Source organism: Sutcliffiella rhizosphaerae (genome assembly GCF_917563925.1).
GTDB classification, from domain to species: domain Bacteria; phylum Bacillota; class Bacilli; order Bacillales; family Bacillaceae_I; genus Sutcliffiella_A; species Sutcliffiella_A rhizosphaerae.
This window is the reverse complement of the sequence record NZ_CAKJTJ010000018.1, coordinates 1-25,445: the sequence shown is the minus strand read 5'-3', so window position 1 is coordinate 25,445 and position 25,445 is coordinate 1. Positions and strand designations below refer to the sequence as shown.

Annotated in this window: 39 protein-coding genes; 33 read left to right on the top strand and 6 right to left on the bottom strand. The window is 39.6% G+C overall.

Annotated features, from left to right (window positions below):
- The first annotated feature begins 28 nt into the window (after positions 1–28).
- The 25 genes from rplX to rpsI all read left to right on the top strand — a co-directional run bounded on the left by rplX (position 29) and on the right by rpsI (position 14,098).
- A complete protein-coding gene (gene rplX / locus LRP81_RS14940; protein WP_230502468.1) occupies positions 29–340 on the top strand; it encodes a 50S ribosomal protein L24 in 312 nt (103 codons plus the stop codon).
- Between the two features lie 27 nt (positions 341–367).
- Entirely contained in the window at positions 368–907 is a 540-nt protein-coding gene (rplE, locus tag LRP81_RS14935) for a 50S ribosomal protein L5 (RefSeq protein WP_230502466.1), read from the top strand.
- A 30-nt stretch (positions 908–937) separates the two neighbouring features.
- Entirely contained in the window at positions 938–1,123 is a 186-nt protein-coding gene (locus LRP81_RS14930) for a type Z 30S ribosomal protein S14 (protein WP_060666600.1), read from the top strand.
- A 30-nt stretch (positions 1,124–1,153) separates the two neighbouring features.
- On the top strand, positions 1,154–1,552 hold the full coding sequence (gene rpsH / locus LRP81_RS14925; RefSeq protein ID WP_230502464.1) for a 30S ribosomal protein S8: 399 nt from the start codon (positions 1,154–1,156) through the stop codon (positions 1,550–1,552).
- A 31-nt stretch (positions 1,553–1,583) separates the two neighbouring features.
- The gene (gene rplF, locus LRP81_RS14920) at positions 1,584–2,120 is read left to right on the top strand and encodes a 50S ribosomal protein L6 (RefSeq protein WP_230502462.1); all 537 of its coding nucleotides are present in this window, start codon (positions 1,584–1,586) and stop codon (positions 2,118–2,120) included.
- Between the two features lie 35 nt (positions 2,121–2,155).
- The gene (gene rplR / locus LRP81_RS14915) at positions 2,156–2,515 is read left to right on the top strand and encodes a 50S ribosomal protein L18 (RefSeq protein ID WP_230502460.1); all 360 of its coding nucleotides are present in this window, start codon (positions 2,156–2,158) and stop codon (positions 2,513–2,515) included.
- A gap of 20 nt (positions 2,516–2,535) precedes the next feature.
- Complete coding sequence (gene rpsE / locus LRP81_RS14910) at positions 2,536–3,036, top strand: 30S ribosomal protein S5 (RefSeq protein WP_060666597.1); 501 nt, start codon at positions 2,536–2,538, stop codon at positions 3,034–3,036.
- 13 nt (positions 3,037–3,049) lie between these two features.
- On the top strand, positions 3,050–3,232 hold the full coding sequence (gene rpmD / locus LRP81_RS14905; RefSeq protein ID WP_047972360.1) for a 50S ribosomal protein L30: 183 nt from the start codon (positions 3,050–3,052) through the stop codon (positions 3,230–3,232).
- Positions 3,233–3,266: 34 nt separating this feature from the next.
- On the top strand, positions 3,267–3,707 hold the full coding sequence (gene rplO / locus LRP81_RS14900; protein ID WP_230502458.1) for a 50S ribosomal protein L15: 441 nt from the start codon (positions 3,267–3,269) through the stop codon (positions 3,705–3,707).
- The gene (gene secY / locus LRP81_RS14895; protein WP_230502456.1) at positions 3,707–5,002 is read left to right on the top strand and encodes a preprotein translocase subunit SecY; all 1,296 of its coding nucleotides are present in this window, start codon (positions 3,707–3,709) and stop codon (positions 5,000–5,002) included. The genes rplO and secY overlap by 1 nt, the downstream gene beginning before the upstream one ends.
- Before the next feature lie 60 nt (positions 5,003–5,062).
- Entirely contained in the window at positions 5,063–5,713 is a 651-nt protein-coding gene (locus LRP81_RS14890) for an adenylate kinase (protein WP_230502454.1), read from the top strand.
- Entirely contained in the window at positions 5,713–6,459 is a 747-nt protein-coding gene (map, locus tag LRP81_RS14885) for a type I methionyl aminopeptidase (protein WP_230502452.1), read from the top strand. Before LRP81_RS14890 ends, map begins: the two co-directional genes overlap by 1 nt.
- A 12-nt stretch (positions 6,460–6,471) precedes the next feature.
- The gene (locus tag LRP81_RS14880; RefSeq protein ID WP_317987084.1) at positions 6,472–6,786 is read left to right on the top strand and encodes a KOW domain-containing RNA-binding protein; all 315 of its coding nucleotides are present in this window, start codon (positions 6,472–6,474) and stop codon (positions 6,784–6,786) included.
- On the top strand, positions 6,786–7,004 hold the full coding sequence (infA, locus tag LRP81_RS14875) for a translation initiation factor IF-1 (RefSeq protein WP_003348578.1): 219 nt from the start codon (positions 6,786–6,788) through the stop codon (positions 7,002–7,004). The genes LRP81_RS14880 and infA overlap by 1 nt, the downstream gene beginning before the upstream one ends.
- A 42-nt stretch (positions 7,005–7,046) precedes the next feature.
- Positions 7,047–7,160, top strand: a complete 114-nt coding sequence (gene rpmJ, locus LRP81_RS14870) for a 50S ribosomal protein L36 (protein ID WP_003156543.1) — start codon at positions 7,047–7,049, stop codon at positions 7,158–7,160.
- A 20-nt stretch (positions 7,161–7,180) separates the two neighbouring features.
- Positions 7,181–7,546 (top strand): 30S ribosomal protein S13, encoded by a 366-nt coding sequence (gene rpsM, locus LRP81_RS14865; RefSeq protein WP_230502451.1) that lies wholly within the window; start codon positions 7,181–7,183, stop codon positions 7,544–7,546.
- Positions 7,547–7,573: 27 nt separating this feature from the next.
- Complete coding sequence (rpsK, locus tag LRP81_RS14860; RefSeq protein ID WP_230502449.1) at positions 7,574–7,963, top strand: 30S ribosomal protein S11; 390 nt, start codon at positions 7,574–7,576, stop codon at positions 7,961–7,963.
- A 166-nt stretch (positions 7,964–8,129) separates the two neighbouring features.
- On the top strand, positions 8,130–9,074 hold the full coding sequence (locus tag LRP81_RS14855; protein ID WP_230502447.1) for a DNA-directed RNA polymerase subunit alpha: 945 nt from the start codon (positions 8,130–8,132) through the stop codon (positions 9,072–9,074).
- A gap of 75 nt (positions 9,075–9,149) precedes the next feature.
- Entirely contained in the window at positions 9,150–9,512 is a 363-nt protein-coding gene (gene rplQ, locus LRP81_RS14850) for a 50S ribosomal protein L17 (RefSeq protein ID WP_064097824.1), read from the top strand.
- A gap of 339 nt (positions 9,513–9,851) precedes the next feature.
- Positions 9,852–10,685, top strand: a complete 834-nt coding sequence (locus LRP81_RS14845; RefSeq protein WP_230502444.1) for an energy-coupling factor ABC transporter ATP-binding protein — start codon at positions 9,852–9,854, stop codon at positions 10,683–10,685.
- Positions 10,661–11,533, top strand: a complete 873-nt coding sequence (locus LRP81_RS14840) for an energy-coupling factor ABC transporter ATP-binding protein (RefSeq protein ID WP_230502442.1) — start codon at positions 10,661–10,663, stop codon at positions 11,531–11,533. Before LRP81_RS14845 ends, LRP81_RS14840 begins: the two co-directional genes overlap by 25 nt.
- Complete coding sequence (locus tag LRP81_RS14835) at positions 11,530–12,324, top strand: energy-coupling factor transporter transmembrane component T family protein (protein WP_230502441.1); 795 nt, start codon at positions 11,530–11,532, stop codon at positions 12,322–12,324. Before LRP81_RS14840 ends, LRP81_RS14835 begins: the two co-directional genes overlap by 4 nt.
- A gap of 14 nt (positions 12,325–12,338) precedes the next feature.
- Entirely contained in the window at positions 12,339–13,085 is a 747-nt protein-coding gene (gene truA, locus LRP81_RS14830) for a tRNA pseudouridine(38-40) synthase TruA (RefSeq protein ID WP_317987083.1), read from the top strand.
- Positions 13,086–13,247: 162 nt separating this feature from the next.
- Complete coding sequence (rplM, locus tag LRP81_RS14825; RefSeq protein WP_230502439.1) at positions 13,248–13,685, top strand: 50S ribosomal protein L13; 438 nt, start codon at positions 13,248–13,250, stop codon at positions 13,683–13,685.
- Positions 13,686–13,705: 20 nt separating this feature from the next.
- Positions 13,706–14,098 carry a 30S ribosomal protein S9 gene (gene rpsI / locus LRP81_RS14820; RefSeq protein WP_152442863.1) on the top strand — a complete coding sequence of 131 codons (393 nt, stop codon included), beginning with the start codon at positions 13,706–13,708 and terminating at the stop codon, positions 14,096–14,098.
- 217 nt (positions 14,099–14,315) lie between these two features.
- Here the strand turns inward: rpsI and LRP81_RS14815 are convergent, their stop codons facing one another.
- The 4 genes from LRP81_RS14815 to LRP81_RS14800 all read right to left on the bottom strand — a co-directional run bounded on the left by LRP81_RS14815 (position 14,316) and on the right by LRP81_RS14800 (position 17,763).
- Positions 14,316–16,049 (bottom strand): methyl-accepting chemotaxis protein, encoded by a 1,734-nt coding sequence (locus LRP81_RS14815; protein ID WP_230502436.1) that lies wholly within the window; start codon positions 16,047–16,049, stop codon positions 14,316–14,318.
- Positions 16,050–16,245: 196 nt separating this feature from the next.
- A complete protein-coding gene (locus LRP81_RS14810) occupies positions 16,246–16,449 on the bottom strand; it encodes a GNAT family N-acetyltransferase (RefSeq protein ID WP_230502548.1) in 204 nt (67 codons plus the stop codon).
- 545 nt (positions 16,450–16,994) lie between these two features.
- Positions 16,995–17,381 carry a DUF5661 family protein gene (locus LRP81_RS14805; protein WP_230502434.1) on the bottom strand — a complete coding sequence of 129 codons (387 nt, stop codon included), beginning with the start codon at positions 17,379–17,381 and terminating at the stop codon, positions 16,995–16,997.
- Between the two features lie 112 nt (positions 17,382–17,493).
- Positions 17,494–17,763 (bottom strand): Parvovirus coat protein VP1-like protein, encoded by a 270-nt coding sequence (locus tag LRP81_RS14800; RefSeq protein WP_230502432.1) that lies wholly within the window; start codon positions 17,761–17,763, stop codon positions 17,494–17,496.
- A 300-nt stretch (positions 17,764–18,063) separates the two neighbouring features.
- Between LRP81_RS14800 and LRP81_RS14795 the strand changes: the two genes are divergently transcribed.
- The 6 genes from LRP81_RS14795 (at position 18,064) to LRP81_RS14770 (ending at position 22,324) form a co-directional block, all read left to right on the top strand.
- Positions 18,064–18,504, top strand: coding sequence for a hypothetical protein (locus LRP81_RS14795; protein WP_230502430.1), 441 nt, complete (start codon positions 18,064–18,066; stop codon positions 18,502–18,504).
- A 22-nt stretch (positions 18,505–18,526) separates the two neighbouring features.
- Positions 18,527–19,297 carry a hypothetical protein gene (locus LRP81_RS14790; RefSeq protein ID WP_230502428.1) on the top strand — a complete coding sequence of 257 codons (771 nt, stop codon included), beginning with the start codon at positions 18,527–18,529 and terminating at the stop codon, positions 19,295–19,297.
- 22 nt (positions 19,298–19,319) lie between these two features.
- On the top strand, positions 19,320–19,769 hold the full coding sequence (locus LRP81_RS14785) for a hypothetical protein (protein ID WP_230502426.1): 450 nt from the start codon (positions 19,320–19,322) through the stop codon (positions 19,767–19,769).
- A 171-nt stretch (positions 19,770–19,940) separates the two neighbouring features.
- Entirely contained in the window at positions 19,941–20,384 is a 444-nt protein-coding gene (locus LRP81_RS14780) for a YbaK family protein (RefSeq protein ID WP_230502424.1), read from the top strand.
- Between the two features lie 64 nt (positions 20,385–20,448).
- The gene (gene cwlD, locus LRP81_RS14775) at positions 20,449–21,171 is read left to right on the top strand and encodes an N-acetylmuramoyl-L-alanine amidase CwlD (protein ID WP_230502423.1); all 723 of its coding nucleotides are present in this window, start codon (positions 20,449–20,451) and stop codon (positions 21,169–21,171) included.
- Positions 21,172–21,277: 106 nt separating this feature from the next.
- Complete coding sequence (locus LRP81_RS14770) at positions 21,278–22,324, top strand: P-loop NTPase (RefSeq protein WP_230502421.1); 1,047 nt, start codon at positions 21,278–21,280, stop codon at positions 22,322–22,324.
- Between the two features lie 77 nt (positions 22,325–22,401).
- Here LRP81_RS14770 and gerD read toward each other — a convergent pair whose 3' ends face one another.
- Complete coding sequence (gene gerD, locus LRP81_RS14765) at positions 22,402–23,034, bottom strand: spore germination lipoprotein GerD (RefSeq protein WP_230502419.1); 633 nt, start codon at positions 23,032–23,034, stop codon at positions 22,402–22,404.
- Between the two features lie 158 nt (positions 23,035–23,192).
- On the opposite strand from gerD, the gene LRP81_RS14760 reads away from it, so the two are divergent.
- Complete coding sequence (locus tag LRP81_RS14760; protein ID WP_230502417.1) at positions 23,193–23,795, top strand: KinB-signaling pathway activation protein; 603 nt, start codon at positions 23,193–23,195, stop codon at positions 23,793–23,795.
- A gap of 35 nt (positions 23,796–23,830) precedes the next feature.
- Here LRP81_RS14760 and pdaB read toward each other — a convergent pair whose 3' ends face one another.
- Positions 23,831–24,595, bottom strand: coding sequence for a polysaccharide deacetylase family sporulation protein PdaB (gene pdaB / locus LRP81_RS14755; RefSeq protein ID WP_230502415.1), 765 nt, complete (start codon positions 24,593–24,595; stop codon positions 23,831–23,833).
- A gap of 140 nt (positions 24,596–24,735) precedes the next feature.
- Here pdaB and LRP81_RS14750 point away from each other — a divergent pair, with 140 nt between their 5' ends.
- Positions 24,736–24,960: a hypothetical protein gene (locus tag LRP81_RS14750; RefSeq protein ID WP_230502413.1), complete on the top strand. Its 225-nt coding sequence runs from the start codon at positions 24,736–24,738 to the stop codon at positions 24,958–24,960.
- The last annotated feature ends 485 nt before the right edge of the window (positions 24,961–25,445 follow it).

The following is a 25,445-nucleotide window of genomic DNA, read 5'->3' as shown; positions in this document are numbered from 1 at the left end:
AAGATGTTTGTCAAGGAGGTGCGAAAGGATGCATGTAAAAAAAGGTGATAAAGTTGTAGTTATCTCTGGTAAGGATAAAGGAAAACAAGGTGTGATCCTAGAATCTTATCCTAAAAAAGACCGTGTTCTTGTAGAAGGTATTAACGTGATCAAAAAACACGCTAAGCCATCTCAAGAAAACCCTCAAGGTGGAATTATCAACCGTGAGGCACCTATTCATGTATCAAACGTTATGCCTTTAGATCCTAAGTCCGGGGAACCAACTCGTGTAGGATACAAGGTAGTTGACGGTAAAAAAGTACGTGTTGCAAAAAAATCAGGTGAACAATTAGATAAATAGAACGATTGAAGAAAGGAGGTACTTTTGATGAACCGCCTAAAAGAAAAGTATCAAAGTGAGACTATTCCTGCTCTAATGGGCAAGTTTAACTATAAATCTGTGATGCAAGCTCCTAAGCTTGAAAAAATCGTTATCAACATGGGTGTTGGTGATGCGGTTGCTAACTCAAAAGCGCTAGATGCAGCTGTTGAAGAGTTAACTGCTATTACTGGTCAAAAACCTGTTGTAACAAAAGCGAAAAAATCTATCGCTGGTTTCCGTCTTCGTGAAGGAATGCCTATCGGTGCAAAAGTTACATTACGCGGTGAGCGTATGTACCAATTCTTAGATAAGTTAGTATCAGTATCTCTACCACGTGTACGTGACTTCCGTGGAATTTCCAAGAAGTCATTTGATGGCCGTGGAAACTACACTCTTGGTGTAAAAGAGCAACTTATCTTCCCTGAAATTGATTACGATAAAGTTAGCAAGGTTCGTGGTATGGATATCGTTATCGTTACCACTGCTAATACAGATGAAGAAGCTCGTGAGCTTTTAACATCTTTCGGAATGCCATTCCAAAAATAATACCAGCGTGTGGTAGAGGGAGGCGAAAATGTGGCTAAAAAATCAATGATTGCGAAACAAAAGCGCACACCTAAATATAACGTGCAAGCTTACACTCGTTGCGAACGTTGTGGACGTCCCCACTCTGTAATCCGTAAGTTTAAGCTTTGCCGTATTTGTTTCCGTGAATTAGCTTATAAAGGCCAAATTCCTGGCGTTAAAAAAGCAAGTTGGTAAAACCCGATAAATGGGAAGGAGGTAAATTAAATGGTTATGACAGATCCTATTGCAGATATGCTTACTCGCGTACGTAATGCGAACATGGTTCGTCACGAGAAGCTTGAACTTCCAGCTTCCAAAATTAAAAGAGAAGTTGCCGAAATCTTAAAGCGTGAAGGTTTCGTACGTGATGTAGAATTTATCGAAGACAACAAACAAGGTATCATTCGTATTTTCTTGAAATACGGTGCAAACAACGAGCGTGTTATTACTGGTCTAAAGCGTATCAGTAAGCCTGGTCTTCGTGTATATGCAAAAGCAAATGAAGTACCTCGTGTATTAAATGGTTTAGGTATTGCGATCATCTCTACTTCTCAAGGTGTTATCACTGATAAAGAAGCTCGTCAAAAACAAGCTGGTGGAGAAGTATTAGCATACGTTTGGTAATAATTTCTTTAAATGAACGGAGGTGTAACTCATGTCACGTGTAGGTAAAAAACCTATTGAAATCCCAACTGGGGTTACAATTACAAACGACAACAACACAGTTACCGTAAAAGGTCCTAAAGGTGAATTAACTCGTACATTCAATCAAGATATGGCTATTACATTGGAAGAAAACGTGCTAACAGTAGTACGTCCTTCTGAAAGCAAAGAACACCGTACAATCCACGGAACTACTCGTGCCCTTCTAAGCAACATGGTTGAAGGTGTAACAAAAGGTTTCGAAAGAGGATTAGAACTTATCGGGGTTGGTTACCGTGCTTCTAAGCAAGGTAGCAAGCTAGTTCTTAACGTTGGGTACTCACATCCAGTTGAAATCACTCCTGAACAAGGAATTGAAGTGGAAGTACCATCAAACACAAAAATCGTTGTTAAAGGTATTGATAAAGAGCGCGTAGGTGCTTTAGCAGCAAACATTCGTGACGTTCGTCCACCAGAGCCTTACAAAGGTAAAGGTATTCGTTATGAAGGTGAACATGTACGACGTAAAGAAGGTAAAACTGCTAAGTAATGCGGCATAAGTAGAAAGAAAGGAGTGACTGCACGATGATTACTAAACCTGATAAGAATTCTACTCGTAAGAAAAGACACACTCGTGTTCGTGCTAAGTTATCAGGAACGGCAACTCGTCCTCGTTTGAATGTGTTCCGTTCTAACCAACACATTTATGCTCAAGTGATTGACGATACGAACGCTGTTACTATTGCAAGTGCATCTACACTTGATAAAGACTTAACAGTGAACGGAAGTAACGTTGAATCTGCGAAAGCAGTTGGAGAGTTAGTTGCGAAGCGCGCAATTGAACAAGGAATTAAATCAGTAGTATTCGACCGCGGTGGATACTTATATCACGGCAAAGTGAAAGCATTAGCAGATGCTGCACGTGAGGCCGGTCTAGAATTTTAATCGACAAAGGAGGGACACTGATGCGTCGTATTGATCCAAACAAATTAGAACTTGAAGAACGCGTAGTTACGGTTAATCGCGTTGCGAAAGTAGTTAAAGGTGGACGTCGTTTCCGCTTTGCTGCTCTTGTAGTAGTAGGAGATAAAAACGGTAATGTTGGTTTTGGTACTGGTAAAGCACAAGAAGTACCTGAAGCAATCCGTAAAGCAATTGAAGATGCGAAAAAGAACCTGGTTGCTGTACCTATCGTTGGTACAACAATTCCACACCAAGTACTTGGAGAGTTCGGTTCTGGAGAAATCCTATTAAAACCTGCTTCTGAAGGTACTGGGGTTATCGCTGGAGGACCGGTTCGTGCGGTACTTGAGTTAGCGGGTGTTCAAGACATCCTTTCTAAATCTTTAGGATCTAACACACCAATTAACATGATCCGTGCTACACTTAACGGATTGAAGCAATTGAAACGTGCAGAGGACGTTGCAAAATTGCGTGGTAAAACGGTAGAAGAACTGTTAGGATAAGGAGGGAAACAAAATGGCGAACAAATTAGCAATCACCCTCACTCGCAGTGTAATCGGTCGTCCACAAGACCAACGTGTGACTGTTCAAACGCTTGGTTTGAAAAAGATGCACCAAACAGTTGTCCATGAGGATAACGCAGCTATCCGTGGAATGATTAACAAGGTATCTCACCTTGTTACTGTGAAAGAGCAATAAATATGAAACGGTTTTTTAATAAGGAGGTGCCACAATGAAACTTCATGAGTTAAAGCCTAACGAAGGATCCCGTAAAGAACGTAACCGTGTAGGTCGCGGAACTGGTTCTGGTAACGGAAAAACTTCTGGTAAAGGTCATAAAGGTCAAAATGCACGCTCTGGCGGTGGCGTTCGTCCTGGATTCGAAGGTGGTCAAACACCTCTATTCCAACGCTTGCCTAAGCGCGGATTCACGAACATCAATCGCAAAGAGTATGCAATTATCAACCTAGATACACTGAATCGCTTTGAAGAAGGAACTGAAGTTACTCCTGAATTACTTATTGAAACAGGTTTAGTTAGCAAACTAAACGCTGGTTTAAAAGTATTGGGTAACGGTTCTGTTGAGAAAAAACTTACAGTTCGTGCTCATAAATTCTCCTCAGCAGCTAAGGAAGCAATCGAAGCCGCTGGCGGTTCAGTTGAGGTGATTTAATGTTCCAGACATTCTCCAATTTTATGCGCGTGGGTGATATAAGAAAGAAAATAGTCTTCACCCTTTTAATGTTAGTCATTTTCCGTATCGGTACGTTTATCCCAGTACCAGGGGTGAACGCTGACATTTTGAAATTCCAGGATGAGCTAAGTGTATTTGGTATCCTGAATACTTTTGGTGGTGGAGCTCTTGAAAACTTCTCTATTCTTGCCATGGGTGTAATGCCATACATCACAGCATCCATCATTGTACAATTGTTACAAATGGATGTTGTTCCTAAGTTTACGGAATGGTCAAAACAAGGAGAAGCTGGACGTCGCAAATTAGCTCAATTCACTAGGTATTTTACTATTGTACTTGGATTTATCCAGGCAATTGGAATGTCAATCGGATTTAACACAATGGCCAATGGCCAATTGATTACAAATCCGAACATCGCTACTTATTTATTAATTGCAGTTGTTTTAACAGCGGGAACTGCATTTTTAATGTGGTTAGGTGAGCAAATTACTGCGCATGGAGTGGGGAATGGTATATCTATCCTTATCTTTGCTGGTATCGTTGCAGCCATCCCGAATGGCGCAAATCAAATATACGCTTCTATGATTCAAGGTGCTGGAGAACAACTATTCTTAAACCTTGTTATTGTTGCGTTAATTGTTCTTGCAATTTTAGCTGTTATCGTAGGTGTTATCTTCATTCAGCAGGCGTTACGTAAGATTCCAATCCAGTATGCGAAAAAGACTGCTGGGCGCGCTCCTACTGGTGGAGGACATACTACACACTTACCGTTAAAGGTAAATGCAGCAGGGGTAATTCCTGTTATCTTTGCAGTTTCCTTTATCATTACACCACCGACGATTGCTTCATTCTTTAACGAGAATGCAGTAACAAGATGGATCATCGATTCTTTCGATTATACAAATCCAATCGGTATGGTGGTTTATGTCGCTCTTATTATTGCCTTCACTTACTTCTATACATTTGTACAGTCTAATCCTGAACAAATGGCAGAAAACTTAAAGAAACAAGGTGGATATATTCCTGGGATTCGTCCTGGAGTAAATACACAGGAATACTTGACTAAGATTATTTACCGCCTAACTTTTGTTGGTGCATTATTCTTAGCTGGGATTTCTATCCTACCAATTATCTTTATGAGCTTTGCCGGCCTCCCTGCAGCAGTGCAGATTGGCGGTACCAGCTTACTCATCGTAGTAGGGGTTGCACTTGAAACGATGAAACAGCTAGAAAGCCAATTAGTGAAGCGTCATTATAAAGGATTTATAAAGTAATGAAGTAATTGGGATAGCACTATCCCAATATACTTCTTAAGGTACTGAGGGGGCAAAATGATGAATTTAGTTCTAATGGGACTTCCGGGTGCCGGTAAAGGTACTCAAGCAGAACGAATTGTCGAAAAGTACAATATCCCTCATATCTCTACTGGAGATATGTTTCGTGCTGCTATGAAGGAAGAAACGGAACTTGGTCTTAAAGCTAAGTCTTTTATGGACCAAGGACAGCTTGTTCCGGATGAAGTGACGATCGGTATCGTTCGTGAAAGATTACAAAAAGAAGATTGCAATGAAGGCTTTCTATTAGATGGTTTCCCGAGAACTGTTCCTCAAGCAGAAGCTTTAGAGCAATTGCTTGGAGAATTAGGAAGAAGCATTGATTTTGTCATAAATGTCAATGTGGACCAAAGCATTCTTATGGAACGTTTAACAGGACGTCGAATTTGTAAAGATTGTGGATCTACTTACCACTTGGTTTTCAACCCACCTGCAAAAGATGGTGTTTGTGACAAGTGCGGCGGTGAGTTGTATCAGCGTGCTGATGACAATGAAGAAACAGTCGGTAATCGTCTGGAAGTAAATGTGAAACAGTCGAAACCTTTATTGGATTTTTACGAATCTAAAGGGTATCTTCGCAACATTGATGGTCAACAGGCCATTGATAAGGTATTTGCAGATATAAAAGAGCTTCTTGGAGGTCGTGCGTAATGATTATCTGTAAAACTCCTCGTGAGCTTGAAATCATGAGAGAAGCAGGTAAAATTGTCGCTCTAACTCATCAAGAGCTTAAGAAACATATTATACCTGGAGTTACAACGAAGCAATTGGATAATATTGCGGAGGAATTCATCCGCAAACATGATGCAATTCCATCGTTTAAAGGGTATAATGGTTTTCGCGGAAGCATCTGTGCTTCTGTTAATGAAGAACTTGTTCATGGTATTCCCGGCGATCGCGTGTTGAAAGACGGTGATATCATTAGCATAGATATCGGTGCAAAATATAATGGCTATCACGGAGACTCCGCTTGGACGTATGCTGTCGGCAGTATATCTGACGAAACACAGCGTTTACTCGAAATCACCGAGAAATCTTTATATGAAGGCATTGAGCAAGTAAAACCGGGCGCTCGTCTCTCTGATGTCTCCCATGCTATTCAGACGTATGCGGAAGCACATGATTTTTCAATCGTGAGAGAGTATGTAGGGCATGGAATTGGTCAAGACTTACATGAAGACCCACAAATTCCTCATTATGGACCACCCAATAAAGGTCCACGGTTAAAACCTGGTATGGTTCTTGCGATTGAACCAATGGTCAATGCAGGCACCCGCTACGTAAAAACGTTGGCAGATGACTGGACTGTTGTTACTGTTGATGGTAAGATGTGTGCTCATTTTGAACATACGGTCGCTATTACAGAAACTGGCTATGAGATCTTAACAAAAGCCTAAGAGGTGATTGCCTTGAACCATTCGTATTCGAATTTGGAAATAGGCCAATTTGTTTTGATTACTCAAGGCAGAGATGCCGGACAGTATGCCGTAATTATTAAAATTCTTGATGAGCGTTTTGTCGTCCTAGCGGATGGAGACAAGCGGAAGTTTGACCGCCCAAAGAAAAAGAACATTCATCATCTTGAATTTTTTGATTACGTGTCTCCAGAAGTTCAGAACAGTATGAAGGAAACAGGCCGTGTGACAAATAGTAAGATGCGTTTTGCACTGACGAATTTTGTCAATGAGCTTGTTACTGATTTGAAGAAGGGAGAACATAATTAATGGCGAAAGACGATGTAATTGAAGTAGAAGGTACAGTCGTTGAGACTTTACCAAATGCAATGTTTAAAGTAGAATTGGAAAATGGTCATACAGTATTGGCCCACGTATCTGGGAAAATCCGTATGCACTTTATCCGAATCCTACCAGGAGATAAAGTAACAGTGGAGCTTTCTCCATACGATTTAACACGCGGTAGAATTACGTATCGTTTTAAATAAACCTATTTTTGGCACTCCGTACTACTAGGGAGGTATTATAAGATGAAAGTGAGACCATCTGTTAAGCCGATCTGCGAAAAATGTAAAGTTATTCGTAGAAAAGGTAAAGTTATGGTTATTTGTGAAAACCCGAAACACAAACAAAAACAAGGATAATATGAGGGAGGTGCGCATATATGGCACGTATTGCTGGTGTTGATGTTCCTCGCGACAAACGCGTTGTAATTTCATTAACATATGTTTTCGGTATTGGTCGTCCAACTGCTCAAAGAATCTTAGCAGAAGCTGGTGTTTCTGAAGATACTCGCGTTCGCGACTTAACGGAAGAAGAATTAGGAAAAATTCGTGATATCGTAGATAAAGTAAAAGTTGAGGGAGACCTTCGTCGTGAAGTTTCTCTAAACATTAAACGTCTTATCGAAATCGGATGCTACCGTGGTCTTCGTCACCGTCGTGGTTTACCGGTTCGTGGTCAAAACACTAAAAATAACGCACGTACACGTAAAGGACCTCGTCGTACTGTAGCGAACAAAAAGAAATAATTTTAAGTAAGTAAGGAGGTAAGAAATATGGCACGCAAAACTAATACACGTAAACGCCGTGTGAAAAAGAATATTGAAACTGGTATCGCGCATATCCGTTCTACATTCAATAACACGATTGTAACGATCACTGACTCTCACGGAAATGCTATCGGATGGTCTAGTGCAGGTGCACTTGGTTTCAAAGGTTCTCGTAAATCTACTCCATTCGCAGCGCAAATGGCAGCTGAAACAGCAGCAAAGACTTGCATGGAGCATGGTTTGAAAACTCTTGAAGTTACAGTTAAAGGACCTGGTGCTGGTCGTGAAGCAGCAATCCGTGCATTACAAGCAGCTGGACTTGATGTTACTGCAATTAGAGACGTAACCCCTGTACCTCATAACGGTTGCCGTCCACCAAAACGTCGCCGTGTTTAATTTGTCTGTATAGATTTTGTATACATGTCAATAATGGCTGATGATACAGTATAATAATACAGATAATTAAATGTTGTTGTTGTGCACAATCGGGACATACCTATGGGGAATTTCGGTTAGACATTTTGTCTTTCCGGGGTTTCGACGTTTTGAAGGAGGGTTATGAATGTTAGAAATTGAAAAACCAAAAATCGAAACGGTTGAAATCAGCGATGACGCCAATTATGGTAAATTCGTCGTCGAGCCACTTGAGCGTGGATATGGAACAACTTTGGGTAACTCCTTACGTCGTATTCTTTTATCCTCACTTCCGGGTGCCGCTGTAACATCTATCCAAGTAGATGGTGTACTGCATGAGTTCTCAACAATTGAAGGCGTCGTTGAAGATGTTACAACAGTTATTTTGAACGTTAAAAAGCTAGCATTGAAAATCTATTCAGATGATGAGAAAACGTTAGAGATTGATGTACAAGGTGAAGGTGCTGTAACGGCTGCTGACATTACACATGACAGTGACGTTGAAATCCTTAACCCTGACCTTCATATCGCTACGTTAGCTAAGGACGCTCACTTACGTATCCGTTTCACTGCAAAACGCGGTCGTGGATATGTAACAGCTGATGGAAACAAACGTGAAGATCAACCAATCGGTGTTATTCCTATTGATTCTATCTTTACTCCAGTTTCCCGCGTTTCTTATTATGTTGAAAATACACGTGTAGGCCAAGTGTCTAACTATGACAAGCTTACATTAGATGTATGGACAGATGGTAGTAACGGTCCACAAGAAGCGGTTGCACTTGGGGCAAAGATTTTAACTGAGCACTTAAATATATTTGTTGGTCTAACAGATGAGGCTCAAAACGCTGAAATTATGGTAGAAAAAGAAGAAGATCAAAAAGAGAAAGTTCTAGAGATGACTATCGAAGAATTGGATCTATCTGTTCGTTCTTACAACTGCCTGAAGCGTGCTGGTATCAACACTGTTCAAGAACTTGCAAATAAAACAGAAGAAGATATGATGAAAGTTCGTAACTTAGGCCGTAAATCTTTAGAGGAAGTCAAGCATAAATTAGAAGAGCTTGGACTTGGCCTGCGTAAAGATGACTAGTTTTTACTCGGAAAACTAGGCATCTTTATGTGTTTGAACGTTTCATGACTTTCTACAGAAGGAGGGAACATCAACATGGGATACAGAAAATTAGGTCGTACTAGCGCACAACGTAAAGCAATGTTACGTGACTTAACAACTGACTTGATCATCAGCGAGCGCATTGAAACTACTGAAGCACGTGCGAAAGAATTACGTTCTTTAGTAGAAAAAATGATCACTCTTGGTAAGCGTGGTGACTTACATGCTCGTCGTCAAGCAGCATCTTACGTTCGTCATGAAGTGGCAAACGAAGAAACTGGTCAAGACGCAGTACAAAAGTTATTCGCTGACATCGCTCCACGTTATGAAGAGCGTCAAGGTGGATATACTCGTATCATGAAAGTCGGACCTCGTCGTGGAGACGGAGCTCCAATGGTAATCATTGAATTAGTATAATTCCAATCTATTGAATTAGAAGTTGAAAGTGCGGAAACGCCCTTTTAACCTCGAAATCAATCAGTCAAATAAGGGCGGACAGTTGTAATGACTGATCTATGCCCTTTATTTTTTTGTCTTTGAATATGTTAAAGGTTGATTCTTCGTAGCGGTTGTGAGAAATGGATCATCGCAAACCGCTACATGACTTGCACGCTACTCAAAAGCTAGAAACCGATAATACTTGAAAAGTTATTAGTATCTCATTTACAATTTGACAGAAGATTGATGGAAGCGAGCGCATGCAGCGGAAATCAAAGAAGAGATAGTTAGTAGAGAAGAGAGGAGCTTGATCGTGGTATGGCCATCATAGAGGTAAAGGGGTTACACTTTCGGTATCCAAACCAGGAAGAGGTCACCCTTAAAAACATAGACTTGGCAATAGAGCAAGGACAATGGACTGCCATTGTCGGACATAACGGTTCAGGAAAATCGACGCTTGCTCGCATTCTTAACGGGCTGCAGCTACCAACAGATGGTACCGTACATGTACAAGGTGTTGAACTCTCGGAAGAATCCATATGGGATATTCGAAAACTAGTTGGAATGGTTTTTCAAAACCCAGATAACCAGTTTGTTGGTTCAACCGTAGAGGATGATGTTGCGTTTGGTTTAGAAAATATTGGTATCCCGCGCGAAGAAATGGTTTCCCGCGTGGCAGATGGAATTCAAAAAGTAGGGATGGAATCTTTTTTAACCCAAGAGCCACATCAGCTCTCAGGGGGGCAAAAGCAACGTGTAGCCATCGCTGGGCTAATTGCGTTGAGGCCGTCTGTTATTATTCTCGATGAAGCCACAAGTATGTTAGATCCTCTAGGTCGTAAAGAAGTGATACAGACAATTGAGGACTTACGGAGAAAAGAAGGGGTAACTGTTATATCCATCACACATGACCTGGAAGAAGCAGCTAGAGCGGACAGGATTATAGTGTTGAATGAAGGGGAAGTATTTGCAGAAGGTACACCAGATGAGATTTTTCTATTAGGAGAAAAGCTGGTGGAAATTGGCCTCGATTTACCTTTTCCTATTCTTTTGGCAAATAAACTGAAAGCACTGGGTGTAGAATTTGAACATACTCCAACGAACAGGGAAAGGCTGATGGACGAGCTATGCAAATTACCATTAAAGAATTAGAACATCGATATCAGGCAAATACCCCTTTTGAAAGAGTAGCATTGTTTGACATAGATCTTACGATACAAAATCATTCCTACACTGCTGTTATTGGACATACAGGTTCAGGGAAATCAACGCTGCTGCAGCACTTAAACGGACTGCTACGTCCAACTAAGGGAACGATTCAAATTGGGGATATTACCCTAGAAGCGAATAAAAAAGAGAAGCAAATTAAATCTGTCCGAAAGAAGGTAGGCATCGTTTTTCAGTTTCCCGAACATCAGCTGTTTGACGAAACAGTAGTAAAGGATGTTTGTTTTGGACCGCTAAACTTTGGGGTTCCAGAAAAGGAAGCAAAGAAGCGTGCATATGAAGCACTTGAAAAAGTAGGTTTTCCGGAAAAGTATTGGGAATCTTCTCCTTTTGATTTAAGTGGTGGGCAAATGCGCCGGGTAGCGATAGCTGGTGTCTTGGCGATGCAGCCCGAGGTTCTTGTATTGGATGAGCCTACTGCAGGTTTAGATCCAAGAGGACGCAAAGAAATAATGGACCTATTTTATAAGCTGCATAAGGAACAGGGGCTCACTACCATACTGGTTACTCATAGTATGGAGGATGCCGCTAAGTATGCCGATTCGATCGTCGTCATGAATAACGGAACCGTTGGAATGGAAGGTACGCCAACAGCTATTTTTTCACAACCAAAAGAATTACAAAAGTTAGGATTAGATGTTCCGGAAACTGTACTCTTCATGCAAGAGCTAGGGAGACGTACTAATCAAGACTTTGAAGAAGTTTGCTTGACGATTGATGATGTGGCCAGAACGATCGCTTCCCGATGGAAAAGGGGGCAGAGCATAGAATGAACAACTTAATAATCGGTAGATATGTCCCAGGAACGTCACTTATACACCGAATGGATCCGAGAGCTAAACTTTTGTTAGTATTTATCTTTGTCATTATCGTCTTTCTTGCCAATAACGTGTGGGGTTACCTATCGCTAGCTATATTCACACTCTCTGTCGTATTGCTTACTAGAATACCTGTTACATTCATCTTAAAGGGATTAAAGCCGATTATATGGATTATTGCTTTTACGATGGTGTTTCATGTGTTTTTGACAAAAGAAGGGACATTATTATTTGAATTAGGATTTATTCAAGTATATGAAGAAGGAATTATACAAGCGATATTTATCTCACTCCGCTTTTTATTTTTAATTACGATTACTACTCTGCTAACGTTAACGACAACACCGATTGCGGTGACAGATGGGATGGAAACGTTGTTTGGACCGTTCAAAAAGATCGGTGTGCCTGTACATGAATTGGCACTGATGATGTCGATTTCTCTTCGTTTCATTCCAACATTAATGCAAGAGACGGATAAAATCATGAAAGCGCAAAGTGCAAGGGGCGCAGACTTCACTGTAGGGCCGCTTAAAGAGCGTGTGAAGGCTTTAGTGCCGTTACTAGTCCCATTGTTTATCAGCGCTTTTAAACGGGCGGAGGAGCTTGCTACCGCCATGGAATCCAGAGGCTATAAAGGTGGAGAAGGGCGTACAAAATATCGCCTGCTAAAGTGGCAGATGAAGGATACAGCCTTAATGCTTGTCCTCGCTGCCCTCACGTTTATATTGTTCCTCATACGAACATAATGGAGATAGATGCGATGAATAGATATAAATGTACCATTGCCTATGATGGAGCACGGTTTGAAGGCTATCAAATCCAAAAGGAAAAGCGAACAGTTCAACTAGAAATACAAAAAGCATTATCTCGTATCCATAAAGGTGCGGAGATAAAAGTTTACGCATCAGGTAGAACAGATGCTGGTGTCCACGCGGAAGGACAAGTACTTCATTTCGACTCTGTTTTAACCATTGCTGAACAAGCATGGCAGAAAGCGTTGAACGCTAACCTGCCAAATGATATTTGGGTGAAGCGGGTAGAGAAGGTAGATGGTTCTTTTCATGCACGCTTTGAAGTAGTAAAAAAAGAATACCGATATAAACTGGACCTTGCCGAAAACTTCGATGTATTCCGTCGGGACCATGTGTATCACTATCCATATCCATTAAACATAGAAGCGATACAAGAAGCCTGTCCCTTTTTCATTGGAGAACATGACTTTACGAGCTTCTGTTCTGCAAAAACAGAAGTAGAGGATAAAACAAGACATATCTATTCCCTCGAAGCTGTTTTGGAGGGAAATGAATTAGAGTTTCGAATTGTTGGGAACGGATTTTTGTACAACATGGTTCGAATTATTGTCGGTACGATTCTTGAAATTGGTCAAGGTAAAAAATTACCAACAGATATCCCATCTATCCTTGCTGCAACAAACAGAAAAGAGGCCGGAAAAACAGCGCCAGCACACGGATTATACTTGTGGGAAGTACATTATAATGACAACTAATCCTGGTGTAACATTTTCTTGACATTCGGAGCAAAAAGATATAAGATATCACATGGTATGTATTTTAACCCCACGATAAAGCCCCGGAAGTGTTTCATCGTGTTGAATAAAATATATGAACAATTGAAAATTAAAGTTTTATTTTTTAGGAGGGAAATATAAATGCGTACAACGTTTATGGCGAAAGCTAGCGAAGTAAATCGTAAATGGTACGTGGTTGACGCTGAAGGTCAAACTTTAGGTCGTCTTGCAAGTGAAGTTGCATCCATTTTACGTGGTAAACATAAACCAACTTACACTCCAAACGTAGACACTGGAGATCATGTAATCATTATCAATGCAGAAAAAATTCATCTAACTGGTAACAAGTTAAACGGTAAGATCTACTACCGTCACACAATGCACCCAGGTGGATTAAAACAAAGAACGGCTCTAGAAATGCGTACTAACTATCCTACAAAGATGTTAGAACTAGCAATCAAAGGCATGCTTCCAAAAGGAAGTCTTGGACGCCAACAATACAAAAAATTAAATGTGTATGCTGGAAACGAACATCCACATCAAGCACAACAACCTGAAGTTTACGAACTTCGCGGTTAATTATTAAGGAGGGTATAACTTTGGCACAAGTACAATACTACGGCACTGGTCGTCGTAAAAGCTCCGTTGCGCGTGTACGTCTAGTTCCTGGTAACGGACAAATCGTAATCAACGATCGTGAAATCGAAAACTATATTCCATTCGAAGCGCTACGTAATGTAGTTAAACAACCATTGGCAGTTACGGAAACAGAAGGTAACTACGATGTATTAGTAAACGTTAATGGTGGAGGATACACTGGTCAAGCTGGTGCTATCCGTCACGGAATCGCTCGTGCTTTATTACAAGCAGATCCTGAGTTCCGTGCTTCCCTAAAACGTGCTGGTCTACTAACTCGTGACGCACGTATGAAAGAGCGTAAAAAATACGGACTTAAAGGCGCACGTCGTGCACCTCAGTTCTCAAAACGTTAATATTTGTACGTTTAAAGCCCCTCAAACGATTAGGTTTGAAGGGCTTTTTTAATGTGAAAAATCGTTTTTGACCAAAACTGCACAAAAGTAACCAAGCCCTTATTCTATACACGGGGAAGGTCAGTCTAAGAAGGATTATTGAACAAAAGGGAACAAAAAAAGAGGCAGCTGGTTATCTGCCTCTTTTTTTGTTCGGATACATGGATCACTTATGTAACTATAATTTGAAATAGTTGATCGCATTCTTTAAGTCGGAAATTTCTTCATTCAATGAGGTAGCTGATTCTGAAACGACTTGAATAGCTCTTTGCTGCTCTTCTATGGAGGCTGTCACCTCTTCAGTGGAAGCTGCAGTTTCCTGGCTGATGGCTGCTATGTGTTCAATTGATGTTGTGAATTGCTCTTTAGCAGCAGTAAGGCCTTGCATTTCTTCATTGACTTCCTCGATTGCCCCATAAATATTATCAATAGAAGAGGCAATCATTTTAAAGGATGCTTCCGTTCCAGCTACGGCATCGCTTTGTTCTCTGACTATCTCAGCAGTTTTTTCCATCTCTTTGTTAACTATACTTGTTTCATTTTCAATTCCCGTCAGTGTCGCGCGGACTTTTTCTGTTGCGGAAGATGTTTGTTCAGCCAGTTTTCTTACTTCTTCTGCTACGACAGCAAATCCTTTTCCGTGTTCACCTGCTCTAGCAGCTTCGATACTTGCGTTTAATGCTAGCAAGTTGGTCTGGTCTGAAACTTCATTGATCGTTCCAAGGATTGTTTCGATTTCCTTCACTTTATTTAAAAGCCCAGTGATCACTTCCTGAACTCCATTGATCAGTATTTGACTGTGCTCGGATGTCATTTTAAGCTGTTCTACTGAATCAAGACCAGTTGTATTTGAATTCTGCGCGTCTTTCGAAGCAGACAGCATATTTTTGTTTTTTGAATGTAAGCTTTCAATTTGGGAAGTTAATGAAAGGGTAATCTGGTTTGTTTCCTCTGTCTCGGATGCTTGTTGAATGGATCCTTTGGAGATTTCTTCGATAGCCCGGCTGATTTCTTCCCCAGCTGCGTTTGTCTCTTCAGAAATGGCGCTTAGATTGTCAGAAGTTAGTCCGATTTCGGATATTGATTGTTCTACTCTTCCGATCAAATGCTTCAAGCTGTTCACCATTAACGAGAAACCGCTTACAAGATGGCCAATCTCATCGTTTCGTTTAAGCTCTTTCAATTCTATAGCGAGATTGCCATCAGCAACTTCTTTGACCTGATTTGTTATTTCAATGATTGGATCGGCAAGATGCTTTGAAAAAAGATATGTGATGAAGGCTCCAATTAGCAGAGCAGCACCAAGGGTAATAGCAAGCAAAGTCAGCAGATTGGTGGCGGCAGCATTAAAATCCATCTTATATGTTCCTGCACTGACAATCCAGCCCCAATTCGGTTCTAGCTTATTATAGCTTATTTTCTCCGCTACTGTGTCCGGATCACTTGGAAGAGCCCATTTATATGTATAAAATCCCCCACCAGATTTTCCTATTTTGATTTGTTCCTGGACAATAAGATTTCCGTCAATATCCTTTACGTCCCAGACATTTATCCCTTCAAGCGTTGGATGGGCAACTTCAAGGCCTTCTTCATCATATACCAAGAAATACCCGTGTTCGCCAAGGTCTACCGGACTCGTAATGTCACGTTTCCCTTCTTCCATTTTTGGTCCGATTAAATAGGTTTTGACTCTTTCCTGTGCTTCCTCTATTGATAAATTTCCTGCTTTTACTTCCAGATCAAGTGAATCGATCATTTGGATTGCCATCTCAACCCCGTTTTTGAGATTGGTCTGGCCTAAACCATTAAGGCTGTCTTTGGCGTTGACATATCCGACGATGCCAATAATAAGACTTGGTACGGCGAGCAATAACAGAGACATACTAATTAATTTTAGTTTAAGTGACTTCATTTGTGGAACCCCCTTTTAAGATGTTATGGACCGATGATACATACGTATACTCGATAGTAATTATATCGGCATGTTTAATTAGAGTGTAATACTCGTCTCAAATTAATTAGCACTTAAGTCTCATTCACTAGCATCTTGTCTACACACTAAGACGTGCTATTACTAGCGTGTCTTACTTGTATCAAGACTAAAAAGATTATTTTTCCAATTGCCAATTTAACATACTTTTTTGTGAACCAATTCTCTTCATCTGTAACTTTTCTAGGACTCTCATTGAAGGTACGTTATCATTAAGACATTCAGCAACTATCTTAGTTACATTTTTATTTGAAAGAGCCCATTCTACAAGTTTTTGAACTGCTTCAGTTGCATATCCCTTACCTTGTGCGGAAGGTACGATTCCATATCCGATTTCAACAGTGCTTTCTGAATTAGGTTTGCCCTTAAAACCAATATCCCATATATTATGGTTATTTTCTTAATCTAATACAAACCATACACCCCAACCTAAAAGCGTAGAGTCTTTTTTTAGGTCTTCTAAGTACCTATTTATATGGGACCCATCTCATATTCCTCAGACCTGCTTATAATGGATATTGACTCTTCTGTCTGTACAAGTAATTAATTAGTAATTCCATTATTTATTCTCCTTTATAGTTTCATCACATCAGTATACTCTTCCATTTCTTGTAACTTTTTTTACACTAAAACTAAGGTGCTTAATTAAATAAGCTCCATGATTAAAAGACTTTAAATAGATACTATTTTATAAAAGGCATAGATAGAAAAAATACTACGACCTAAATATTTGTACATGTAAAGCCCCTCAAACGATTAGGTTTGAAGGGCTTTTTATGGTTGAAAATTGCTTTTAAGCAAGTTTAAAATGATATCTCTATCATCCCTATAAAAAATCCGATTCCAACTTTGGGTGTTCACGCTACATCATTTATTCCAAAAGGCTTTCGCTTCTTCCTCAAGCACCTTTAATCTTTTGTAGTAATCAGGAAATTCGTTCAGATGAGCAAGTGCGATTTTCCCGGTTAGAATAGGATCATCTCCTGTAACATTAGTTTGGCTGACTATACTTCCATGCTCAAGTTCTGTATTTACTCCTAGCCAAAATTCCTCTAAATCAAATTTGCTTTTATTAAAATCAATCCCTAAAAGTACGGCGATTGCTGCAGCCTCTTCTTTTGAAAAAGATTTTATCCTAATTGCAAAATGATTAGTTCTATATCTACTATGTCTGGTAGTTGTATATCGATTAAGCAATCTATTGTTAGTACCGTTATGGTAGTGGTTCAAATACGGATTATAAAAGTAGTACAAAAAAAATCACTCCTAAAAAGTCATGAGCCTGCCGCTTAAAGAAAATATGATTCATACATAAGAGGTAAACACCCCCTGAATCAGATTTTGTCTAAGACCCTTTCTCTCGTAATCACCGAAAAACTCTTGGAACCCTCATCGCCTTATAAAATAACTCCGCATCCCTACCCATCTGATTATGTCGATTTATTCTTGGAAGGAGGCAATTTTGAAAAAGCTGGTCACAGTATCTTGATGGGCCAAACCTTCGATAACATTCATCATGCGCTTTACAGCAAGAATCTACTTCATTTGTTGGCGCACCAGGCCCAGAGCAACCGGGTCCACACCATCTATATCCAGGGAAACAGTTCCCTCCATGAGGCCGTCTAAATCTGTTCATAATACTTTCCCTTCTTTCCTGTATGTTTTGTACTACTCTTAAAGTATGTAAAACAAACATAAGTGGAAGGGCTCCTAGCCTGGTAGAAATGATAAATTACATCTCTTCAGGTTCCTAGCATACATCTAAATACCTAAGTATTATTTCATACACCTAATTGGAATTTGTGTAAAAATTAGGTAATACTAACCGTGTTTATATGTTCTATATAAAGAATAAAATAGGCCATACGCAACTTATCGAATAGGAGAAAATGCTTTATAATTTGTTCTTAATAGTGAAATAAATAAAAAGGGGGCCATGAGAAAAAGAATGATGTACAAGAAAGGAACGCTTCTATGCTTGGCAATCTGTTTTATTTTCTTTTCAAGTAGCCAAGTCCATGCAAAAAAAGTCCATGCAAAAAATTGGGACAACCTTAAAGATTGGGTGTTCACAAAAGTAACAACTTATTCCGGCCAAGAGCTTCCAAACATCGAAAATCTGTTTATAAATCAAGAAGAAGACAACTTCCACCACTTCCTAGAACTAGAACAATTCCTCACGTCTACCACTACCTCAACAAAGAGTAATATCGAATTCCATCAAAATGAATACTTGAAACAATTAACATTGGAAAAAGAACGATTACTTCAAGATCCACTAACCGTATACACCGAAAAGCGAAAAAGTGACCTGGAGGAAGAACTGGATTATGAACTTGAGCTCTTCCTAACTGAATTATTGAAAGACAACCAATAATTTTATAAAAGGAGCGATATACATGTCTTTGAAAAAGAAATTAGTATCTGTAACAGTAGTTGTAGGTTTAGTATCTGGTGTTGGTTTAACCTTTGCAAGTGCAAGTGAAGGATCTCCATTAAGACAATGGTATAACAATCTCTTCGGAAATACGCAGCAATCCATATTAGCTGACAATGAAGCATCTGCGAATGAAGCGTTTCAAAATTGGGCCGCTAACTCGGAGCAGTTAAAAACTGGAGCTGGTCAAAGAATTAATCAAACGATGGCATCTGAATTGACAAGGGTTGGCGCTGAAATCATGAGTACGAAAGATGCCCATATCGCTTCTTTGGATGCAGACAAAAGGGAATTGCTCGATAATATGAACTATCAAGTGTATCAGTACATATTTTTAGAAGGTTATTTTGCCATTCAGAACCAAGGGGATGCTGCATTAGGAGCGGTAAGGCAAAGTTTCACTGATTATACAAGCTCAACGGGACAAGCTGCCGTAAATGAATTAACAACGGAATTGACTTCTGCTAAGGATTCAGCAGTATCAGAGCTAGAGGCTGCTATTCAACAGGCTAAAGAGGAATTATCGGCCCAGCTGGCGTTAGAGGAGCAAATAAGCAGATATAATTTAGAAAGACAAATTGAATTTAAATTAAGGGACTTACGTGATTCGTTAACTACCATTATCAACAGACTTGTAACAGATCAGCAGAATATCATTACAGCAAAAGCCATTGAGCTAGAAGAAGAAGCAAGAGCGAGCCTTGATGAAGTAATGGGAAGCATTAACGATTAGAATGACAAAGAGGTGAAGTTGCTTGGCAAAAGGTAAAAAGCAAATGCGAGTTTTTATCGTTTCTTTTATCATGATAAGTGCCTTCATTTTCATCGGAACATTCAATCATGCATTTGCCAACACGAACATCCAAACGTTATTAACGAGTTGGTTTGAAGGGAAAAAAGATGATTCCATCACCTCTTTGGAAGAGGCGATCTCTAAAGAAAAAGACATTCAAATGGAGAGATTAAAAGCGGAAATAGCACGCCAATTGTCAGCAGCTAATAAAGAGCTGGAGGAATATACAGCAGTGGAAGCGGAAAAGAGAAAGCTGGAGTTACGCCAATACACAGAAGAACTAATCAATTCATTTGAGTTGGATCAAGAAGAACAACAACACATCTACTTACAAGAAGTGGAACAGATTATGATGGAAACGTATGAAAAATTAGAAGAAGTAAAGCGAAAAACGCTTCATAAAACAGAATAACTTATTTACGGCCTGTGCTAAACAATGCGCAGGTTTTTTGTATGCTTGTCGGGGCTGGTCAAGGCGCTTCCGCTTTTCTCCCAATTTCTTACTTGGAAAAACGTACTCATTCTTTCCACGCATGAAAGCTATGGCCCATTAGGAAACTAAAAGGGAAAGGGTGTGAAAGAGATGAATATCGTGACAACCTTCAAAGAAAAACGAAGAGAGAAACAGTTAAAATATGAACGCAAAATGCTGCGGGAAATATCATTAGAAATTTTGCGGACCAAAGTGAAGGACTTTTTTACCCCATACTTAAAAAATAAGCGTCAGCATACATCAGCAATTGAAGAGGGCTGCTTGGATATTGCCATTGAATCGTATTTGCTAGGCGCATCCTATAGCAGATTCGGGTATTTTGGAGAAGGTGTAGAAAAAGTGAAAACGCGCTGTCTAATAGAAGAGAAATATTTGAATGATACTCTCTATGATTATTTTTTGTATTGGGGAATCCAACCCGAAAATGACTTGGCAAATGAGTCCTTTTATAGGACCTGTGAGGCCTTTGTGGATTATTGGTGGCGGGAAGGCTTTCATAAGGGAGAAAAAAGATACCGCATGAGGTTACACTAATTAACATATTCACTCCCCTTGTCCCATATAGTGTATAGAGTGGACATGCGGGAGGGGTACATATATGAAAAGGTGGAAGTTTTGGGCGTTTTTAACGGCAGCCCTAACTATGGCGGCCATTTTCCAATTTCAACTATTCACAAAAGATACATGGGAGCAATGGAACCTCCCGTTAAGCGGAAAAATCATTATTTTAGATCCTGGCCATGGCGGACCTGATGGAGGGGCTGTTGGCGGTGATATTTTAGAAAAGGACATAGCCTTGCAAGTTTCTTTGTATGTGAAGGATTATCTGCAAGAGCAAGGAGCTTTAGTCTTGATGACAAGAGAAGACGATGTGGATTTAGCTGATCCTTCTACAAAGGGATATAGTCGCCGGAAGGTAGAAGACTTAAGAAAACGAATTGAAATGATCAATGAATCGGATGGTGACCTTTTCCTTAGTATTCACTTAAACGCTATTCCTTCCCCGAGGTGGCGAGGTGCCCAAACCTTTTATCATAGTAGAAATCATGAAGAAAATGCGCGGATTGCGAAATTCATTCAGGATGAATTCCGTGTAAACCTTGAGAATACAAATCGTTATGCAAAGCCAATTAGCAGTTTATTCATTTTAAAAAATGCCGAAATACCCGGTACGCTTGTGGAAGTGGGGTTCTTATCCAACCCATCGGAACGAGCGCTGCTTAACACAGAGGATTACCAAAAATCCTTAGCTGCATCTATTTATAATGGTGTGATGAGACATTACACAGAAGAAGCAGAACTGCCAGATCCACCACAATAATAGTTGGGAGGATCTTTCTTTTTCCAAGCACGATATAAAAAATAGTTCAATCGTTATGTTATACTACTATTGTAAACGAATTCATTGATATAAAGGTGGGGTCACTTTGTTAACAGAAGCGACAGTTGTACAGCAATTAAAAGATCTACACGATCCGTTTTTACATAAAACATTTGAAGAGACAAATGCCATCCAAGAAATCTCCATCAAAGAAGAAAAAAACCATGTCAGTGTGAAGATTGCATTAGCCAAAACAGGAACAGCAGAACAAATGCAATTACAAAGCACGATTGTTAACCTTTTGAAGGAAGCTGGCGCAGCAACGGTCGGGCTTCGTTTCACAGAACTTCCGCAAGAGGTCTTAGAACGTTTTGGTTCAGCAGCACCAAAAGAAGAAGAAACTCTTCTTACAAGTAAAAAAACCACGTTCCTTGCTATTGCCAGCGGAAAAGGTGGGGTAGGAAAATCGACGGTATCGGTGAATCTTGCCGTTTCCTTAGCACGTCTAGGAAAGAAAGTCGGCTTGATCGATGCGGATATCTACGGATTTAGTGTCCCCGATATGATGGGGATTACAAAGCGTCCAGTCGTTCGCGGTGAAAAAATCATTCCAGTTGAGCGCTTTGGTGTTCAGGTAATTTCCATGGGTTTCTTTGTGGAAGACAATTCTCCGGTTATTTGGCGTGGACCAATGCTTGGAAAAATGCTGAATAGTTTCTTTAATGAAGTAGAGTGGGGCGATATTGACTATCTATTGCTTGATCTACCTCCTGGAACAGGTGATGTTGCACTTGATGTCCATTCCATGCTCCCGTCCTGTAAAGAGTTAATTGTCACAACTCCTCATCCGACTGCAGCTTTTGTTGCTGCAAGAGCAGGGGCAATGGCTATAAAGACCGACCATGAAGTCATTGGTGTTATTGAAAATATGGCATTCTTTGAAAGTAAAGTAACAAGGGAGAAAGAATATGTATTCGGAAAAGGTGGAGGAGAAAAGCTTGCTGAAGAACTTCAAGCACCATTACTTGGCCAGCTCCCTCTTCAACAGCCTGACTGGAACGATGATGACTTTGCCCCATCCATCTATCAGGAAGATCACGACCTTGGAAAAATTTATCGTGACATTGCATCAAAGGTTGTCGAATTAACGTAGAAAATTTAAGCAGGCCATCTCCTTACAGATGAGCCTGCTTATTTTTTTCATAAAATATTAAGGAGTTTGCTGTTTATTTATGGTCCTCCTCCACCACCATCGGAAGACTGTTGTCCCCCATCAGCCCCTCCTTGATTTTGCCCACCACTTCCAGCACCACCTTGTCCACCACTTTGCATCTCTCCAGCTGCCTTTAACAATAAATCTTGTATTTTAGCTTTAAAAAGTGGGCTTTCAAAGGTCTCTGTAATGATTTTTTGCAGATGCTTTTTGTACTCTTGACTGCTCATCACAGTTATCATTTGCTTTTCCATTTCCGGGTCCTGCAAAATTTGAACCATCATGCCTTGATATTCAGGATCCTTCATTAGATCTTTTAACAATTTTTCATGCTCTTTTTGCATGCTTTTGGCAAAAGTCTCTGCGAACTTCGGATCCTCAAAGGCTTTTTTCCAAAACTCAGTTCCCTTATCGCTTTCCAGAGTTTGTTCAATGGACTTGGTCACTACTTCCTGGTCCAGAACAAAATTGGCTTTCATTTTATCATCTGCCATAATTTCCTCAATGGCTTTTTTTCCATCATCTGTTTTTAATATATCGACAACCATTTTCTTGGTTTGATCATAATCCATTTGCCCGCCTTGCTCACCTTGAGCACACCCAGTGAGCCCTAGAAAAAGAAGGAGAAGCGGTAACATGTAGTATTTCATGAAGAAAAACTCCTTCCAACAGGTATTCATACGTTTAATATGTAACAAAGTTAATGAAATATACAAATTTCCAAGCGACGAAATATAGATTTTTATTGGGTAGATTGGTACAATCAATAATAGTGTCTTCAATCTGTAATAATGGAGGAAAAGAAGCAGTGAACAGTCGTAATTGGGTACGGTTATTTCTTTCCACGTTACTAGTCGGAGCAGTAACAACGGTTATTGTTGCGTTTATAGTGCGATGGGATCAACATACAACAGAATTTGCAAACGGAGAATATTTGGAATTCCTCTCTGTTATTGCCTGGTATATTGGGGTCGGCTTGATTTTTAGTATTATCAGTCAGATGGGCTTTTTTGCATACCTTACTATCCATCGTTTCGGACTAGGGATCTTTAAATCCTTATGGAACACAGTACAAATTGTACTTATCATTTTTGTCCTTTTTGATCTGGTTTATTTCCGTTATATCGCTTTCGCAAATGACGGAGACTCTTTGTTGCCTTATTTCGCATATCCCATCTTCCTGTTGGTATATGGGTTGCTTGTTGCATATGTGAAAAGTGCGCAAACTAATAAACATGCATTTATCCCGACGTTATTCTTTATGATTGTAGTGACCACGATAGAGTGGTTTCCAGTACTTCGTGAAAATTCGCCTGAATGGTTATTATTCATGCTTTTCCCACTTCTTGCGTGTAATTCGTATCAAGTATTACTTTTGCACCGATTAAATAAGAATTCTGCCGCAAAATAAGAAAGGCGCTTCTCGGAAGAAGAGAAGCGCTTTTCTTATTGAACTTCTTTACTCTTTGCTTTTGTATTGTTAATTAATTCCGTAACACTGCTGATTTCAAAGCCTTTGCTTTTAATAAATTGAATAATATCTGGCAAGGCATCTTCTGTTTGTTTAGCAGAATCAGATGCATGCAACAGAACGATGTCACCTTTACTTAAATTCTTCGTGACATTCTCCACGATAATATCTTTCCCTGGATTGATAAGATCATGTGAATCTACACTCCAATGCACAACAGTAAACCCAAGAGAGTTGGCGATTTCTAAAACTCTTTTGTCAAATGCCCCTTTAGGTGGACGCAATAGTGACACTTTTTTTACGCCGAGCTTTTCAAACACATCCAATGATTTAAGAATGTCCCTTTTCATCTTTAGATCCTCAAGGTCTCGGTAATTTTGGTAGGCATAGCCCATACTTCCGATCTCATGGCCATCCTCTACAATGCGTTTTACAATATCAGGATGCCTTTCCGCCCATGAAGCGGATAAAAAGAAAGTAACACCTGATATTCCGTTTTGCTTCAATAAGTCCAAAATAGGCAATGCTTTTTCATCACCCCAACTAATATCAAAGGAAAGTGCTACTTCTTTGATGCTGCCTTCTCCCTTATAAATAGCTCTAGGTCCATCTTTTGTTGAAAATACTGGTTGATTTGAGAAATTTTCTATATATAAAATTCCTGCAGTAAAGAATGCTGCCAATATTATAATGGAAAATTGCTTTAATTTCTTTCCGTTTATGACATAGAAGCCATTCATAATTTCCCCCCTTGTCCACAGTATCTACTTTCATAAATATTCGTTTGGACAAATCTTATGCAAAAAATATTTAGGAAAATGTTTCATAAAAATAGGTTTGGTGGAAAAAATAACTATAAAGAACTTTTTGAGGTGAAGAGATGTTAGGAATGCTTTTGAATAATAAAGAAGTAAAAGAAATGGAATACTTGCTTAAAAGAGAGCTGGAAGAACTACTGCATGACTTTGAAGACAATCGGATTGATCGGGTAGTAAAACATTCAATGGAAGAACGTTATCAAATTCTATATAAAATGTTCACTAGAGTAGCTCCACCTAAGGAATGCATGAAATATATTCGATCCAAAGCAAGAGAATCTTTATAATTAGAAGGCCGTAGTTATAATGATTACGGCCTTTGTTGTGTATGATAAGGCTATTTTCGCAAACTTTGTGTCTTTTCCGAATATAATTAGATAACAGTTACTGTCGTGCTCTTTTCCTGTAATTTAGGTTAAGGTAACAACAATCTTTAAGAAAGAACCATGATTAAAAACCGCCAAGAAAGGTAATCAATATTTTTGAAAAAAACTATTGACGGAAAAACAAATACCGTGATATATTATTATTCGTCGCTGCAACAACAACGTTTCAAAAGCAGATGGCGAAAAGAAAATCTCAAAAACATGTTGACTTGATTGAAGGATTCATGTTATATTGAGAAAGTCGCTTCTGAGCGATATCAACAAAAAATGCTCTTTGAAAACTAAACAAAACAACAGCGTCCACGTTAACTTTTAATAGTTAACATGAACGAAATTAAGTAACAAGCTAGCAAGATTTTTGAGCAACAGCTCAAACTCTTTATTGG